Here is a 16,895-nt window from a genome sequence, read left to right as displayed (position 1 = left end):
CCGCGAATACTCCTGGGGTTGGGGCGGGTCAGTTGATGAACCGCAAGTCCGAAATCTTCTCGCTGGCAACCAACATGACGTAGAAGTCGGTCAGCACCAGGGTGCCGAGGGTGGTCCAGGCCAGTGCCATGTGCCGGGTGTTCAACTTCGAGACCTGGGTCCAGAACCAGTAGCGCACCGGATGGGCGGAGAAGTGCTTGAGCCGGCCGCCGGCGATATGCCGGCAGGAATGGCAGGACAGCGTGTATGCCCAGAGCAGGATCACGTTGACCCACAGGACGATATTGCCGAGACCGAAGCCGAAGCCGCCGTCGGCACCGTGGAAAGCCACGGCCGCGTCGTAGGTGTTGATCACCGAAACCACCACGGCCACATAGAAGAAGTAGCGGTGCGCGTTCTGGATGATCAGCGGCAGCTTGGTCTCGCCGGTGTACTTGGCGTGCGGCTCGGCGACCGCGCAGGCGGGCGGGGAGAACCACACCGCGCGGTAATAGGCCTTGCGGTAGTAGTAGCAGGTCAGCCGGAAACCGAGCAGGAACGGCAGCACCACGAAACCCAGCGGCAGAATCGCGGGCAGATCGCCGAACGGTGTGCCGAAGTGGCTGGAGCCCTCGACGCACGCGGTGCTGAGGCACGGTGAGTAGAACGGCGTCAGATAGTGGTAGTCGGCGACCCAATAGTGGTCGCGCGCATAGGATCTGACCGTCGCGTAGATGACGAACGCGGCGAGGCCGAGCACCGTGATCGCCGGCGGAATCCACCAGCGATCGGTACGTAGCGTGCGTTCGGAGATGCGAGCCCTGGTCCTGCTGAAGACGCCGGTCCCCGTTTCCGGGGTGGTGGTGGTCGGTGCGGCACTCACGACCGCGCCTCGCTGGCGCTCGGCACCGCCGTGAATGCCGAGGGCGCTGTGTTTTTGGTTCGATCGCTGCGCTCACTCACAGGTAAATGCCTCGCTGATCTGCTGTGCGGGTGGTCATCGTTACCTCCGCAATCGAATGTGATGCCCAGCACCATACGACACCCCGGCTATCGCTCGAGCGGGGTCCCGGCATTCCAGACCCGCCGGGATGCCCGTGATTTGCGCCACATTCGATGTCGCTTCAACTGAGGCGGTCCGGTGGTGAACGGACCGCAAACTCTTCGAACTCGACTAAAACAGAACACGATTCGAGACAGGTGCCCGGAAAGGAAACCTGGAGTCGAAATGCCGACGCGCCGAGCGTCACACGGCGGCAACATATTTGTGGTCCTCTTTTTCCGAGATGTGCCCGCTGACGTGCGCCGATGTCCGTGCGGTTCGCGTGAGGGACCGGTGGCGACAGCCTGCTCGACCACCAGGCTTGCGAGCGCCGCTGATCGGACATGGCGCCAGGCCGGGGGAAGGAAGACCATGATGCGAAGAGCCGCGATCGTCGCGCCGGTCCGTACGCCCAGTGGGATCGAAGGGGGTGCGCTGTCGGGAATGCCGCCGGAGTGGCTGGCCTCGACGGTGCTGTCCGCAGTGATCGAGCGCTCCGGGGTCGACCCGATGCGCATCGAGGATGTCGCGATGGCTTGCGTCGACGGGGGTCTGGCCAACGCGCCGGAGTTGAGCAGGCTGGCCGCGCGTGGCGCCGGGCTACCGTTCGCCGTTCCCGGCTTCCTCACCGATCGCCGCTGCGGCAGCGGCCTGCAGGCGGTGATCACCGCGGCCATGATGGTGCAGACCGGCGCCGCCGATGTGGTGGTGGCGGGCGGCGTCGAGTGCGCCGCGGATGCCACTGTCCGTCAAGGGGATTCGGTGTGGGTCGCCGATCTGCGCAACGCCGAGGAACTGGCTCGCCACTACGGCGTCAGCCGGGCCGAAGCCGACGAGTTCGCGGCGGCCAGCCATCGCAAGGCCGCGCGCGCCTGGCGGCAGGGCACCTTCGCCGCCGAGGTGATTCCGGTCGGCGTGGCCAGCGAGCCGGGCTGGTCCGCCGCGGATGTCGAAGGCACCGGGGGACATCGGATCCTGCGTGACGAGGGTGTGCGCGACGACGTCTCCACCTACACCTTGGCCGCGTTGCGTCCGTTGTTCGCCAACGGTGTGGTGACCGCGGGCAATATGACTGCGCACCGGCATGGCGCGTCGGCGTGTCTCGTGGTCGCCGAGGAGCGACTGGACGAACTCGGCCTGACGCCGATGGCGTATCTGGCCGGTTGGGCCGCGGCCGGATGTGACTCGGCGACGGCGACGCTCGGAGCCGCGCCCGCCGTGGCGAAGGTGCTCGGCCGCACCGGGATCGGACTGGACGAGATCGATCTGGTCGAGGTCAACGAGGGTTTCGCGGTGGAAGTGCTTGCGCTGGCGCGGGAATGGGAATTCGATCCGCGGGATCGGCTGAACGTGAACGGTTCGGCCATCGCGCTGGGGCACCCGGTGGGCGCCACCGGCTTGCGGATCATGACCACGATGCTGCACGAACTAGCCCGCACGGGCGGCACCTACGGCTTGGAGGCGATCGCCCTCGGCCACGATCACGGCATCGCCGCGTTGTTCGAATCGGCCGCGGCCGCACCGGTCGCCGAGACTCCGCGCGGAGCTCGGTTCCACGGCGCCCGCCCGGCCCGGCGGTTCGGCCGCCATCGGGCCTGACCGCACTCGGGGATCGGGCCCGACCGCACTCGGGCCTGAACGCACCGGGGGATCGGGCCCGAGGCTGCCGGGGGTGGACGCGACTTCGCGGGCCCACCGGCACGGAGCGGGCCCGCGAAGTTGTTCGGTCGTGCGCTACTCGGTCCGCGGGCGGGAGTGGAAACCCAGCCCCTCGTCCTGCGCACCCATCCAGGCCGCCTCGTCGGACTTGCTGTCCGGGACGTAGATGGTGTCCTGCGGGCGGCGGCGGACCTCCGGCGGCGGCGACTGCTCGAGCTCGTCGGCGTCGATGACGAGCCGCTCGAGATCGTTCTCCAGCCGCCGCACCATGTTGGCGTCACCGTAGTGGGCGCGCAGTGCGCCGATGGATTGCCGGAGCTGGCCGACGGTGTAGCGGAGTTCCGCGATTTCGCTGCGTGTCATCGATACCTCCTGTGTTCCGGGCAGACATGCGAACTCGGTGGGTAACGGGTACTTCCGTGTCCTGCCTGGAAGCGCGCTGCACCAAGCCGTGTGACTCACCACACAACGTGATCTTTAACACAGTACAGAAAGATTCCTGATCTGGCTCGTCAGCTGCGAATCTTCGGCAGTTCGCCCAATTGTTGCTCAGCCTCCGGCATCGCGCTTTGTGTGAACCGACGGTGGGTCATTTTCGGTACTCCCGACTCACTCGGCACTCATCCGGCGACGGCGTACTCCGGCCCCTGCCCGCGCAGGCTCGCGACGACCTGATCGACCAGTCCGACGATGGACAGCGCGACCTCCTCGGCCCGCTCGAAGATCACGCTGTGCCCCGCCCCTTCGAGCGGAACCAGTTGCGAGCCGGCCAGCTGCGAGGCGAGCACCACCGAATGCGCGAACGGCACCACGATGTCCGCCGTGCCCGCCAGCACCAGCGCCGGGATGGTGCCGAGGCGGTGCAGGGTCGCGGTCTCGTCGAAGGTGATCAGCGAGGCGAGGAAGCTGGACATGGTCAGCAGTGGCGTGTCGTTCAGCATGGCGGTGGCGACCGCGACCATGCGCGGATTCACCTTCCTGGTACCGGAATTCGCCGCCCGGATGATCGGCTCGAAGATCCGGCGGGACAGCCGCTTCGAGCCCTGCATGACGCGCGGCGCGCGAACCACGGCCACCTGCAGCGAGTTCACCGCGCGGCGCTTGAGGAACCGGCCGAGGCCGACCTCGGTGATGCCGTTGGCAGCGCCCGCGATCAGGCCGACACCGACGATGCGGGTGCCGATCATCTCCGGGAACAGCCGGGCGTAAGCGAGCACGACCATCGCGCCCATCGAATGCCCGATCAGGATCACCGGTCCGGTCGGCGCGACCGTGCGCAGCACGGCGTCGAGGTCGTGGCCGAGCTGGTCGATGGTGTACGTCGACGGGTGGGCCTGCCCGGATTCGCCGTGACCGCGGTGGTCGTAGAACACCATCCTGGTTTCGGCACCCCACTGACGCAGCAGTTGGTCGCGCAGGAAGCGCCACGATTCGGTGCGTAAGCAGTGGCCGTGGGCGAATACCACGGTGACAGGTGCGGTGTCGGTGCCGAACACGCGGACCGACAGTGGAACGCCGTCGTCGGCCGACACGGTGACACGGTGACCGTCATAGCCAGCGGCGCTGCGGGCGATGATCATGGACATGACGTCCTCCTGGGGAGGGTGCATCCTCGCGGAGCGTTCTTGCCCGGTTGTCGATATACATTTCCGCCGCGTTAGCAGGTCATACCCGGCGTTATGGACAAGTTGTGCAACTGACGCCGGAGACGTAGTTACCGCCCCGGCGCCGCTCCCCTCTCGGGCAATCTAGGAATCCCTAGGTCAAACGCTAGATTCCGATAGAGAACCATGATCGTCCGTCGCTTGCCCGATATCGGGCCCTCGATCGAATTCCCTAGACTCCCCTAGATTTGGTTACAGAGCGGCCACCGCTCCGCTGTCATGAAAATCTATGCCCGTCTAGTGATTTGCCCATATGGACTGATATTCGCCTGATGATGCACCCGCCGGACGTCACGTTCGTGGCACAGCGTTATCGAACGTGACGCCCGGTGAGCGGCCGACCGTTTATGGGGTAGCGGTGCTGCGGGTGGAGGGGAGGAACGGCCGCAGCAGGTTCTCCTCGGTGGACGGGCCGACCTGCCACTCGGCGATCCACGGACCGGTGCCCTCGCTGGGGTCGAACACACCCTCCTCCAGCCAGGTGTAGCGACCGGTGAGCACGCCGCGGGTCAGCGCGCGATCGTCGTCGTCGGTGTTGTCCCAGAGCCGGTCGAACAGGCTGCGCACCCGCACCCTGGCCTGCTTGCAGAAGGCGTCGGCGAGCTCGGCGGCGGCGTTGGCCTCCGGCGCGCCCGCGGCGTGCAGTGCGTGCGCTCGCACGCAGGCCGCCGACATGGCGAACAACTCGGCGCCGATATCGACGATCCGGCCGAGGAAGTTCTGCTTGTACTCGAGCTTCGCCTGCCAGCGGCCCATCGCGTACATCAGCGACCTGGCCTGTTTGCGCGAGCTGCGCTCGATGAAGCGCAGATGTTTTGCCAGCGAACCGAATTCGGTATAGGTCGCGGGCACGGTGCCCGAACCGACCGCGAGTTGCGGGAACCACTTGGCATAGAAGCCGGTTGCGCCGACCGCCGCCTTGGCCTTGTCCTTCAACTCGGCGTTGCGGTCCACCAGCGCGCCGGCGGCCGCCATGTGCGCGTCGGCCATCTCCCGGGCGATCAGCAGCCGCATGATCTCGCTGGAGCCTTCGAAGATCCGGTTGATGCGCAGATCACGGACCAGTTGTTCGGCGCCGACCGCACGCTCGCCGCGGGCCGCGAGCGAGGCCGCCGTCTCGTAGCCGCGACCACCGCGGATCTGCACGAGCTCGTCGGCGATGGTGCAGCTCATCTCGCTGGCCCACAGCTTGGCCAGCGCCGCCTCGATCCGGATGTCGTTGCGCGCCTCGTCGCACATGGCGGCGGACAGATCGAGCGCGGCCTCCAGCGCGTAGGTGGTCGCGGCGATGAAGGAGATCTTCTGGCCGACCGCCTCGTGCTCGCCGACCGGCCTGCCCCACTGCACCCGCTCGGTGCTCCACTCCCTGGCGATCTTCAGCGACCACTTCGCCGACGCGGTGCACAGCGCCGGGATGGCCAGCCTGCCCGCGTTGAGGGTGGTGAGCGCGATCTTCAGGCCGTCGCCTTCGCGCCCGATGAGGTTGGCTCGCGGCACCCGCACGTTGTGCATTCTGGTGACACCGTTCTCGATGCCGCGAAGGCCCATGAACGCATTGCGCCGCTCGACGGTGATGCCCGGCGAATCGGCCTCGACCACGAACGCGGAGATGCCGCCGCGATGGCCCTCGCTCTTGGGCACCCTGGCCATCACCACCAGCAGCTCGGCCACCACACCATTGGTAGTCCACAGCTTGACGCCGTTGAGTTCATAGGCCGTTCCGTCATCGACCGGGGTGGCGGTGCTGGCCATCCTGGCCGGGTCGGAGCCGACGTCGGGCTCGGTGAGCAGGAAGGCGCTCACCGCGCCCGCGGCGCAGCGGGGCAGGAACTCCGCTTTCTGCTCCGCGGTGCCCGCCAGCTTCAGCGGCTCGGGCACGCCGATGGACTGGTGCGCCGAGAGCAGCACGCCGAGGCTGGGATGGGCGGAGCCGACCAGCATCAACGCCCGGTTGTAGCCGAACTGGGAGAGGCCCTGTCCGCCATAGGATTCTGGAATCTTCAAGCCGAAGCAGCCGAGTTCGGCGAGCCCCTTGACGTACTCGTCCGGGATCCGGCCCTCCGCCTCGATCACCCCGCCGTCGATGGACTCGCAGAACGGCCGCAGCCGGGCGAGGTAGGCCTCGGTTCGCGCGGCATCCTCCGGGCTCGGCTCTGGGTAGGGGTGGATCAGATCGAGCCGGAACCGCCCGAGGAACATCTCCTTCGCGAACGATGGTTTGGCCCAGCTGGTTTCGCGGGACTCCTCGACCAGTGCGCGGGCCTGTTCTTCGGTGGCGTCGACTTTCGCGGCTGTCGCCATGATGTCCTCCTCGGACGTGATCAGGATCACATTCGAGTGTAAGAACTTTAGTTACCGGCCGGTAGGGCTGTGGGCCGATTGATTTCTACCGATCTCTAACGATCTTGGTAGACAAGCTAATTCGAGGCTATCCGGTCGTCCGCATTTCAGAACGTCAGACGCTGCGCAGGTAGCGGCCGAAGTGCGGCACGGTGAATCCGATGGTGCCGCGCTCGGCCGAGTAGATCAGGCCCTTCTTGATCAGGCCGTCGCGCGCGGGCGAGAGGGAGGCGGGTTTGCGGCCGAGTTCGCTGGCCACCGCCGAGGTCGCCACCGGACCGTCGTCGCCGGCCAGATCCGCCATGGCGCGCATGTATTCGCGCTCGGCCGGCGTTGCCCGTTCGTAGCGGGAGCCGAAGAAGCCGACCGCCAGCTCCTCTTCCGCGCTCGGCGCGGCCACCTCGACATCCTCGGCCGTGATCGGGCTCTCCGGCGCCTGGTCCCAGGCCGCCTTGCCGTAGGCCTGCACAAAGTACGGATAGCCATCGGCCTTGTGGTACAGCGCATCCAGCGCCTCGTCGGTGAACTTCACCTCCTCGCGCTCGGCGGGCGCGATCAGCGCGAGGTCCGCGGATTCCCGGTCGAGTCGATCGATGCGGTGGTAACTGAACAGTCGCTCCGAGTAACTCTTCGAGGCCGACAGCACGGCGGGCAGGTGTGGCAGCCCGGCCCCGACCACGATGAGCGGCGCTGCGTCCTGGCTCAATTCGTGGCAGGCCCCGCAGATCGCGGAGACGTCGGCGGGGCCCAGGTCCTGCATCTCGTCGATGAAAATCGCGATGCCGACGCCGATCTCGCTGGCCAGCGCGGCCGCCTCGACGAGTAGCTCGACCAAGTCGATCTCGATATCGCCGGAGTCCGCGCGCCCGGTCACCGCGGGCACGTCGATACCGGGCTGCCAGCGTTCGCGCATGCCCTTGTCGGCGGTGGCGCGCAGCGCGAAAGCCTTGAGGATGCCGAGGAAGTCGTCGACCCGCTCCGGATTGCGGTGTGCCATGGCGATCGCGCGCACGGCCATATGGAGCGCCGAAGACAGCGGGCGGCGTAGCTCCTGGTCCGGCCTGGCCTCGATCTTGCCGGTGCCCCAGCCGCGCGAGACGGCGGCGGAGCGAAGTTGGTTGAGCAGCACCGTCTTTCCGACGCCGCGCAACCCCGTGAGCATGACGCTGCGTTCCGGGCGGCCGCGGGCGACGCGTTCCAGCACGATGTCGAAGGCGGTGAGTTGTTTGTCGCGCCCGGCTAATTCGGGTGGGCGCTGTCCGGCTCCGGGAGCATACGGATTCCGCACGGGGTCCATACCCTGACACCGTAGCCCGTTCGGTCCGGAGAATCTGCCCGTATCTACGGCGTGTCCTAGATACGCCTAGCGCAAGGTATTGCACGATGACACTCGCACTATTGCTATAGGCCCGGAACTCACTACGCTGGTGGCGTTTCCGGCGAGTATCGGAGGGCCATGTCCGACGAACCCACCCCCACCACGGCCGAGGTGGTCGAATCCTGGAACGTTCCGGCGGGTGCCACCGTCGCGCGGCGCATCCGCTCCAACATCCTGGTGGCGATAGAGCGCGGCTATGACGATCCGCAGCTGGTGGCGGATCTGGCGGTCGGGCCGTTGGTGATGGCTTTGGGGCAGCTGGAAGTCGGACTGGCCGATGCGCGGCGCCGGATCATCGAACTCGAGCGGGCGCTCGCCGAACGCGACGACGAGTCCTCGAACGGCCACGAATCCTGAATTCGCAGCGGCCGATTCGGACATTTGCCGCCGATCGGTAACGGACACCGCTGCGCCGAGATCGTGTCGTGACCTAGTGGGCGTGTCGCGTTTCCGGGCGATCGTCCAGCGGGTTTGCCGAGAGTGAAAAACTCGCAGGTCTGTGCGCTGGACAACACCGCGTCGGCATCGTAATCTCTTCGTGACTTAGTGGAATCCTGTCGCTTCGAAAGAGAAGCGGCGCCACAGAGTTACCGCCTTAACGGCCGTCGGGGCCATCTTCCCGGCTGTCGTGCCGGGATCACCCACAGGGTTCATTCGGGTGATGCCTTGCGGCCATTTTCTGGTCAGCTAGCCCGGTCGGCGGGAAAGCACGAAGATCGGAGACGTAGCTCGGTGGGTAAACACAGCATGCAGCGGGATTCTCGCTTGCCGAATTCCGTCAAGGGTGCCCTCGTGATGGGCGCGGTGGCCGCGACAACCGGTGCCATGCCGGCGATTCCCGCGATGGCGGCAACCGTCAGCATTCCCGGCCTCGGCAACTTCGATGTTCCTGTTCCGCAGGAATACGAGGCGCCGGTCCAGCAACTGAACCAGCAGATCCAGCAGGCTGTCTCGGCGATGCCGAACGCGCAGCTGCCCGGTGCCCCGCAGCAGTCGGCGCCCGGCGTCCCCAACTTCGCGCCGAACATGCCCGGCATGTTCAATCCCGCTCCTAGTGCCAGCGATATCGCGCTCGACGCCGCCAAGACCAAGGTCGGCGCGATGTACTCCTGGGGTGCTGCGGGCCCCTCCAACTTCGACTGCTCGGGTCTGGTCCAGTGGGCCTACCGGCAGGCCGGCGTCGAACTCCCCCGCACCAGCTTCGAGCAGTCGCACGTCGGCGCTCCGGTGGCCTTCCAGAACCTGCAGCCCGGCGACATCGTCATCACCAACGGCGGTAACCACGTCGGCATCTACGCGGGCGACGGCAAGCTGCTCAACGCCGTCCAGTCCGGCTCGCCCGTCTCCTACACCCCGCTCCGCCCCGGCGACGTCGTCACCGCACGCCGTATCGTTTAAGGGTGACCCCCGCCGATAACGGCATCCGTGCGAACGGAAACAAGAGCACTGCGACGCAGGCCCGAGTCGATTCCTGGACTTGGGCCGTGCGCCTGTTCAAAACAAGATCCGCCGCCGCCGCGGCCTGCCGAGGCGGTCACGTCCGCGTCAACGGCGTCGCGGCCAAACCCGCCCAGCCGGTCAAGCCCGGCGACGAGGTGCGCATCCGCGTCAGCGGCCTCGAACGCATCGTGATCGTGGAACAGATCGTCACCAAACGCGTCGGCGCCCCCGTCGCGGCCCAATGCCTGATCGATCGCAGCCCGCCGCCACCGTCGCGCGAACTGCTCGCCGCCCTGCCGCGGCGCGACCGCGGCTCCGGCCGGCCCACCAAACGCGAACGGCGCGAGACGGATCGGCTGCTCGGCCGCACCGAAGACTGAACGTTCTTCGTCGAAGTCGGCGCGCCTAGGCGATTCGCCGCAGCGCATTTGTGAATGCGCGGCGCGGGAAAATCACGGCATCGCGGCGAGTTTCGCCGGAATAGCAAGGTTCTCGTCGGCCCAGTGGATCGCACAGACCCGGTGGTATCCGTCGGCGATCACCATCGGTGCGCCGGTGCGAAAGTCGCCGCGCACCAACAGGATCGGCGACAGTGCCTTGCCGTTGTGAATCTTGATCAGGTCGCGGCGGACGTGCAGGTTCTCCGGTGGCAGCAGGTCGAGCCGCGCGGCACGAAGAATGTCCTTCGCCTTTTTGTGCACGATCGGGGCCGTTCGCAGATCGTCCACCACCGCGCTGACGATCTTCGGTCCGGCCAGCAACTCCAGATAGTCGGCCGCCGCGGGGTAGTCGTGCTCCTCGGGGACGTCTTTCCATCGCACAGCGATGATCTCGGTTGCCATAGGCCACATCCTCGCGGCCAGCCGGCCGGATCGGCGGGACCTCGACGGTGTTTCGGCCGAGCTCAGATCATCGCCACCGGCTCGAGCTGACCGGCGATATAGCGGGCCCGGCACTCACCACGGCGCAGCTTTCCGCTGGTCGTCTTCGGTATGCGTCCAGGCTCGACCAGCATCACCGCACCGGGGATCACCTCGTGCGCGGCCGCGACCTCGGCCCGGATCCGACGCGCCAGCGCCGAGAGTTCGGCGGGCTCGATGGCCTCGACGGCGGTCAGTTCGGCGACGATCACCAGATCCTCGCGGCGCCCGTCGTCGTGCCCGAACGCCGTCACATGGCCGGGCCGGATCGCGGCGGCGCAGCTCTCGACCGTCGCCTCGATATCGACCGGAAAGTGATTGCGGCCGTCCACCACGATGACGTCCTTGCGGCGTCCCGCGATGTAGAGCTGGCCGTCGAACCAGAAGCCGAGGTCCCCGGTGCGCAGCCAGCGAGCGTCGCTGCCGCGCAGCGTGGCATGGAAGGTCTCGGCGGTGGCGTCGGGTCTGCCGTGGTAGCCGTCGCACACATTGGCGCCGGCGACCCAGATCTCGCCGACCCGGCCGACCGGCAGCTCGACGCAGGACACCGGGTGCACGATGCGCACGTCCTGACCGATCGGCGCGCCGCAACCCACCAGCGGCGCACCGCCGAGCGGTGGCGGATCGGCGGCATGCGGCACCGCCCGGCCCTCGGCGAGCGCACTTCGCTCGAAATGCTGTGCCACCGGCGGTTTTCGCCAGTCACCGACGGTCACCGTCAGCGTCGCCTCGGCCAGGCCGAAGCCGGGCGTGTGTGCCCGATGCCGGAACCCGTACTCGGCGAACGTCGCGGTGAAGTCCGTGAGGGCCTCGGCCCGGATGGGTTCGGAGCCGTTGAGCAGCATGTCGAGGCAGGACAGGTCGAGCCCGGCCCGCTCCTCCGGCGTCGTCGCCGAAACCGCAAGGGCCAAGCCGAAATTCGGTACACCCGTGATGCCCGCACGGTAGTCGCTGACGGCCCGCAGCCACCGGATCGGGCGCTTCACGAACTCCGAGGGGGACATGGTCACACCGAGCACGCCGCAATAGAGCGGCAGCGCCATGCCGAGGATGAGACCCATGTCGTGGAAGAACGGCAGCCAGGTCAGGATGGGTTTGTCCGGGGAGGGTGCCAGCGCCTGGCAGAGCTGGTCCAGTGCCGTGGTCATGTTCGAATGGGTGACTCGTACGCCGGCGGGCGACTGGGTGGAACCCGAGGTGTATTGCAGGTAGGCGAGTTCGGTGCGGATCGGGTCGATGACCGGCTCGGCCGAATCCTGCGGCGACGCAGTGACATCCGGCGGCAGTTCGAGCACCTGGCCGAGCATGGGACCCAGTACGGACGAACTGGTCGAGTCGCCGTGCGAGAGCAAGGCGAGCGTGGGCCGCGCATCGGCGAGTACCGCGAGCAGCCGCTCCTTGTTGCGGGTACCGGCCGCCGGGAACAACGGCACCGCAATGCGATTGCTGTACAGGCAGGCGAGAAACGCGACGGCATAGTCGAGTCCGTGCGCGCAGAGGATGGCGACGCGGTCGCCCGGTGCGCTGCCGTCCCGGATGCGTTCGGCGAGTTCGCCTGCGGCGGCGTGCAAGCGGGCGTAGGTCACGCTGACGGGCAGCCGCTCGTGGATCCGGTAGCGCAGCTCGGTGCAGGCCACCGTGTCCGGCCGGGACGCGGCCCACTCGGCGATCCGGGCGGCGAGGCTGTTGCAGGCGGTCATGGGGCCTCGCCGAGGTGTGCGTCGACCAGGCGGCCGAGGGAGTCGAGTGTATGGCGTTCGGCCGTGCGGGTGGGCTCGGATGAAACCGCCATGGGCGCAAGCAGATTCGACAGCCGCATCGCCATGGGTGAGGTGTCGGCGGACGGGGTGTGGTCGACGGCCAACAGGTATGCCCCCGTGTACCGCAGCGCATCGGACAGCAACGCGGCCGCACTGCGGACGTCGAAGCCGGCTGTGCCCGCCTGCCGCAGCGGCACTGCCGGCCCTGTCGCCCACGCACCCCAGCCGATGCTGAGCACGCCCCGCCCGGGGTGCGCCAGTGCGAGGGAATCCATCGCGGCGTTGGCAGCGGCTTCGGCCGCCCGGCCCGGTGCGCCGAGTGCGCCGGCGGCCGTGGAGAACAGCAGAATGAAGTCGGTCGGGTCGGCCGAGGTGAGTCCGATCAGATTGCCTGCCGCGGTCAGCTTGGGCGAGAACACCTCGGCCAGTTGCCCCGGGGTGGTCGTGTCGAAGGTTGCTTCGGTCGCTGCGCCTGCGGCGTGTACGACACCGCGGATGGTGGAGCCGCATTCCCGAATGTCGTTGAGCGCGTTCGCGAGATCACGTCGATCTGCGGCGTCACAGCGCACGATGACGATCCGGTCCTCCAGTCCGTCCAGCAGCGGGGGCACCGGACGGGGCGCGCGGGTGAGTACCACCACGTCGCGTGCCCCGGCATCGAGCAGCCAGCGCACCGCGACCGCGCCGACCGCACCCAAACCGCCGGTCACCACGTAGGTGCCGGTGGTGTCGACGGTGGCGGTCGGAATAGGACGAAGCTGTGCGGGCATGAAGCGGCGGATCGCGAAAGTACCTGCCCTGAGCCGTATCTCGTCGAGCAGCCGGGTCGAAGCGCCCAGTCCCTGAGCAACGAGTCGACTCAATGGTGCGATGTTTCTGGGATCCGTGTCGATCCAGATCAGGCGCACCGGAAGGTCGGATTCGAGCTGCAAGGAGCGAACCAGACCGGCGATGGCCGGTGGGGCAGCCAAAGCATCGGTATCGGCGCTCAGCAGCCCGGCCGCGGTGGTTCGTTCGACGGATTCCGGCAGCACAACCGTCACGGACCCGGTGCCGTCGTCGGCATGCACGCGTTGCAGCAGGTCGAGTACCCGGCAGGTGGTCGCGGTGGCACTCCGGCCGGGGCCGATGGGGTCGGACAGCATGGCCGCCGAGGCTGTTTCGGCCGGCCAGACGAGCACAACGGCAGTGTGCGCGCCACCGGTACCCGACATCGGCAAGGCGGTGATGAGGGGACTCGCGGCGTCGGGTTCACGAGCGACCCGCTCGGTGGGCAGGGTGGCCGAGAGGGTGTCGGACAACCGGATAGCCAGTTCCGAATCGCCGATTACCAAGGCGCGTACGGCATTAGGGTGGTCGGGAGAGTAGCTCGCTGTGCCGAAGAAGTCGGTGTCGAGCGACTCCCACATCTCCTGGCGGAGCGGTACCCGCCACTCGGTACCTCGTGGGCGCACGGAAAGACGTGCGGAAGTGCTGGATTCCGCGATTCGGATGCGCACGCCGGACATCGCCAGACACGGCACACCGTGCTGGTCGGTGCCGATGACGTCGCCGCTGAATTCGGTGTCGGTGCGCTCGCTGAGCAAGGCGTGCGCCTCCAGCACCACCCGATTCGGTTCGGCCGACAGCCAGACGGAGTCGATCCCGATCGATAGCGGGCTCGCCCCCGTGGGCATCTCTTCGAAAACAATCGCACCGAGCAGATGCAAGCAACCACTCAACGTTGCGGCACTCCGCGTTTCCGCGACGTCGAACACGCCGATCGCCCGATCGGGTCCCGTCGCGATGCCGCGCAGCACCCGGAAACGCGGCCCGTACTCCAGCCGTAGCTCGCGCAGCGCATCGTAGAAGGCGGCAGGTGCGATGACCCGCATGCGGTGCCGCCCAGCCCGGTTGGCATCCACCACTCGCATCCATGCGACGATATCCGCGGGTGTGGGGTCGCCGCCGGGCCGCGCCGATGCCAGCGCTGCGGCCGCCGTGACCTCCGCCCGTACGCTTCCGCCCTGCCTGCGATAGCGGACCGCGGGCAGTGCCGCGAGATCGAGCCGCTCGTGCAGCACGAAGTCGGTGAGCATCGTCGCGGCGGCGCCGCCGGTGCGGGTCAGCTGCAGCAACCCGAGCAGCCAGAAGGTCGCGGGCACGGTCGGTGCGCCGTTGATCACGTGATCCGCGAGATCCTCAGGAGCGGAATCGGATTCGACAGCCGCCGGTGTCGCCGCGTCGGCAGGCAGGGGGAATCGGTGCTTGCGCCACACCCGTCGTGGTGCGGCCCGGAACGGGCCTTGCGCGGACCAGTCGACCGGCCGGCCTTCGAGATGAAGACGGGCAAGGCAGGTCAGGAATTCGCCGGCCTCGTCGGCACGAGTCGCTACCGGGTGGGCGCCGTCCTGGAATTCGGGGTACTCCTCGACCGCCGACAGCAACGAGGGATGTGGCGCGAGCTCCAGCACCGTCGAGAGCCCGGCTGCGGCAGCCCGCTCCAGCGCGGATGCTAGATCGACTGTGCACGAAGCATTCTCGGCCCAGTACTTGCCGTCCAGCGCTGCGGTATCGATCAGCTCGCCGCGGCGGGTGGTGGAGTACAGGGGAGTGTGCGGTGTCATCGGCGTCATGTCGGCGAGTGATTCGATGAACTCCGCGGGCACGGTGGCGAGGCGCGGGTAGGCGGCGGACTCGCCGGCGATCCGCAGTGCGGGCATGTCGCGGCGCTTGGCTCGGCGCACCAGCGTATCGATGTATCGCGGGGTGCCGGAGACGGCCACCGACCGCGGACCGTTGATCGCCGCGACGGTGACCTGTGCGCGCATCGGCTCCACCAGTTTCACCACCTCGTGCGACGGCGCCGACAGCAGGGCTACCGCGTCGCCGTGCCCGGATTCGGACAGGATCGCGCTGCGCCGCAACACGACCCGTGCCGCATCGGGCAGTGACAGCGCGCCGCCGACCACGGCCGCGGCGATCTCGCCGAGACCGTGCCCCACCACCGCGTCCGGCCGGATACCCCACGTCGCGAGCAACTCCGCCATCGCCAAATGGAACGCGAAAATAGCGGGATGGGCGAGTGTCGCAGCGCCGAGGGCGAAGCCGTGCCGCGGCGTCCAGACCCGCGGGCCGCCCGCCGTGACGATCGCGTCGGCGACCCTGGTCAAGGCGGCCGCGAATGCGCTGTGCCGGGCGGCGAGTGCCCGTCCCATGGCGAGATGTTGTTCGCCCGTACCGGCGAACAAGAACAACAGTCCGCCCGGCCGTCGAGTCGGGGACGGACCGATCACCGCGGTGCTCGGATCGTCGCCTGCCAGCGCGCGCAGCCCCTGCACCGCATCGTCGCGGTCCCCCGCCAGCACGCAGGCCCGCATCCGCTCCGGCAGCAACCGCGAAGCGGCGGAAGCGATTTCGCGCAAAGGATCGGCACTGGATTCGAGTCGGTCGGCGAGCCGGAGCGCCTGTGCGCTCAGTTCTTCGGCGTCGCGCCCGGTGACGGGGATGAGTACCGGAGGATCGTCGCCGCGGGTCACCGGGGGTGTCTCGATGCGGCGCAGCACCTTGTGCGCAGTGCCGATGTCGAATACGCCTACGCCCCAGCCGTGTTCGCCGGGCCGCGCAGCGGTCGAGTGGACAGGCCGGGTGGACACCTGTGGACTGCGCGCACCGACCGTAGCCGTGCCGGCTCCGTAGTGCATAGACAGTGCCGCATCGATCAGTCCGATCAGGCCTGTGCCGGCCGTAAGGTAAACGTCATCGGAGGCCGTCGAGCCGTTCCGGATCTGTTCGGTGGTCGATGAAACGCCTTGTGCAACAACGGAATCTGATTTCGCAACGAGTTCCGCGTATACCCGATTGCCTTCGCGCACGGCATCATCGGTGCGCTGCATGATCACCACGGCGCAGCCGGCATAGCGTGCCGGCAGGTCGACCCCGCCCACGACGGCGAACGGCACCGCCTCGTCGACGAGCAGCCGGACCGCCAAGTCGACGGCTACCAACGACGAACCCGCGCTGTCCACCACGAGGCTCGGTCCGTGCAGCTCCAGCACAGCGGACAGCCGAGTGGCGACGCCGCTGAGCGCGGTGCCTGCGTGCGGTGCGTCGAGTCCATCCCGGCCCAGCACCGCGCTGTGGTCGTAGCCGAAGAGCACCGCGGCTCCCGAACCTCTGGTGCGATAGCCGATACCGGCGTCATCGATGGCCTCGACCGCGACCTCCATGGCTATCCGCTGCCGCGGATCCAGCAGCGCCGCCGCCTGGTCGGTGATGGCGAACCATTCGGTGTCGAACCACGCGGTGTCGTCCGGATACTCACCGCGCGGCCCGTCCGATTTCGGACCGGGTGCGTCGCGCCCCAGCAGCCGCCGGAAGTCGTCGCCTTCGGCTCCCGGCACGCGGCAACCGATCCCGATGATGGATACCCCGGCCCCGGTCATCGCATCGCGAGATACTCGACCAGCCGGTCTATGTCGGGGTAGTCGTACATCGCGGTGAGCGAAACCTCCACCCCCGTCGCGTCCTCGAGGCGTGCCGTCAACCGGGCCAATTGGGTGGAGTTCAGGCCGAGGTCGGCGAACGGCGCGTCGGTGCAGACGGCGGTCGCGTCGACGCCGAGCAGCTCCGCCACGGCCGTGACCGCCGTGGTGGTGAGCGCCGCACGACTGCGTACCATCGAGCTCCGATCCATCCCGAGACGTACCCCCGCAACGGCGGCTCGTCTCGACC

General features: G+C 67.9%; 13 protein-coding genes. 4 read left to right on the top strand and 9 right to left on the bottom strand.

Going from position 1 to position 16,895, the window contains the following annotated elements:
• Positions 1-28: 28 nt before the first annotated feature.
• Positions 29-862, bottom strand: coding sequence for a hypothetical protein (locus DBO33_RS01435; protein ID WP_107653430.1), 834 nt, complete (start codon positions 860-862; stop codon positions 29-31).
• 534 nt (positions 863-1,396) lie between these two features.
• Between DBO33_RS01435 and DBO33_RS01430 the strand changes: the two genes are divergently transcribed.
• Positions 1,397-2,620 (top strand): acetyl-CoA C-acyltransferase, encoded by a 1,224-nt coding sequence (locus DBO33_RS01430; protein ID WP_107659863.1) that lies wholly within the window; start codon positions 1,397-1,399, stop codon positions 2,618-2,620.
• A 135-nt stretch (positions 2,621-2,755) separates the two neighbouring features.
• On the opposite strand, the gene DBO33_RS01425 is transcribed toward DBO33_RS01430, so the two are convergent.
• The 4 genes from DBO33_RS01425 to DBO33_RS01410 form a co-directional block, all read right to left on the bottom strand.
• Positions 2,756-3,043 (bottom strand): hypothetical protein, encoded by a 288-nt coding sequence (locus DBO33_RS01425; protein WP_107653429.1) that lies wholly within the window; start codon positions 3,041-3,043, stop codon positions 2,756-2,758.
• Between the two features lie 257 nt (positions 3,044-3,300).
• Positions 3,301-4,266: an alpha/beta fold hydrolase gene (locus DBO33_RS01420; protein ID WP_107659862.1), complete on the bottom strand. Its 966-nt coding sequence runs from the start codon at positions 4,264-4,266 to the stop codon at positions 3,301-3,303.
• A gap of 423 nt (positions 4,267-4,689) precedes the next feature.
• Positions 4,690-6,645: an acyl-CoA dehydrogenase family protein gene (locus DBO33_RS01415; RefSeq protein ID WP_107659861.1), complete on the bottom strand. Its 1,956-nt coding sequence runs from the start codon at positions 6,643-6,645 to the stop codon at positions 4,690-4,692.
• A 154-nt stretch (positions 6,646-6,799) separates the two neighbouring features.
• Positions 6,800-7,981, bottom strand: coding sequence for an ATP-binding protein (locus tag DBO33_RS01410; RefSeq protein ID WP_107653428.1), 1,182 nt, complete (start codon positions 7,979-7,981; stop codon positions 6,800-6,802).
• A gap of 159 nt (positions 7,982-8,140) precedes the next feature.
• Between DBO33_RS01410 and DBO33_RS01405 the strand changes: the two genes are divergently transcribed.
• The 3 genes from DBO33_RS01405 (at position 8,141) to DBO33_RS01395 (ending at position 9,882) form a co-directional block, all read left to right on the top strand.
• A complete protein-coding gene (locus DBO33_RS01405; protein WP_107653427.1) occupies positions 8,141-8,419 on the top strand; it encodes a hypothetical protein in 279 nt (92 codons plus the stop codon).
• Positions 8,420-8,827: 408 nt separating this feature from the next.
• Positions 8,828-9,460 (top strand): C40 family peptidase, encoded by a 633-nt coding sequence (locus DBO33_RS01400; protein WP_306796124.1) that lies wholly within the window; start codon positions 8,828-8,830, stop codon positions 9,458-9,460.
• 2 nt (positions 9,461-9,462) lie between these two features.
• On the top strand, positions 9,463-9,882 hold the full coding sequence (locus tag DBO33_RS01395) for an RNA-binding S4 domain-containing protein (protein WP_267897872.1): 420 nt from the start codon (positions 9,463-9,465) through the stop codon (positions 9,880-9,882).
• A 72-nt stretch (positions 9,883-9,954) separates the two neighbouring features.
• Here DBO33_RS01395 and DBO33_RS01390 read toward each other — a convergent pair whose 3' ends face one another.
• The 4 genes from DBO33_RS01390 to DBO33_RS01375 form a co-directional block, all read right to left on the bottom strand.
• Positions 9,955-10,332, bottom strand: coding sequence for a hypothetical protein (locus DBO33_RS01390; protein WP_199856916.1), 378 nt, complete (start codon positions 10,330-10,332; stop codon positions 9,955-9,957).
• 74 nt (positions 10,333-10,406) lie between these two features.
• Positions 10,407-12,122, bottom strand: a complete 1,716-nt coding sequence (locus DBO33_RS01385) for a fatty acyl-AMP ligase (protein WP_107653425.1) — start codon at positions 12,120-12,122, stop codon at positions 10,407-10,409.
• Complete coding sequence (locus DBO33_RS01380; protein ID WP_107653424.1) at positions 12,119-16,606, bottom strand: SDR family NAD(P)-dependent oxidoreductase; 4,488 nt, start codon at positions 16,604-16,606, stop codon at positions 12,119-12,121. The genes DBO33_RS01385 and DBO33_RS01380 overlap by 4 nt, the downstream gene beginning before the upstream one ends.
• Positions 16,603-16,842, bottom strand: coding sequence for an acyl carrier protein (locus DBO33_RS01375; protein WP_107659858.1), 240 nt, complete (start codon positions 16,840-16,842; stop codon positions 16,603-16,605). Before DBO33_RS01375 ends, DBO33_RS01380 begins: the two co-directional genes overlap by 4 nt.
• Positions 16,843-16,895: the final 53 nt, after the last annotated feature.

The organism is Nocardia suismassiliense (genome assembly GCF_900269665.1).
Taxonomy (GTDB): Bacteria; Actinomycetota; Actinomycetes; order Mycobacteriales; family Mycobacteriaceae; genus Nocardia; species Nocardia suismassiliense.
Note: the sequence above shows the minus strand (reverse complement) of the source record. Positions and strands in the feature narration are given on the sequence as shown.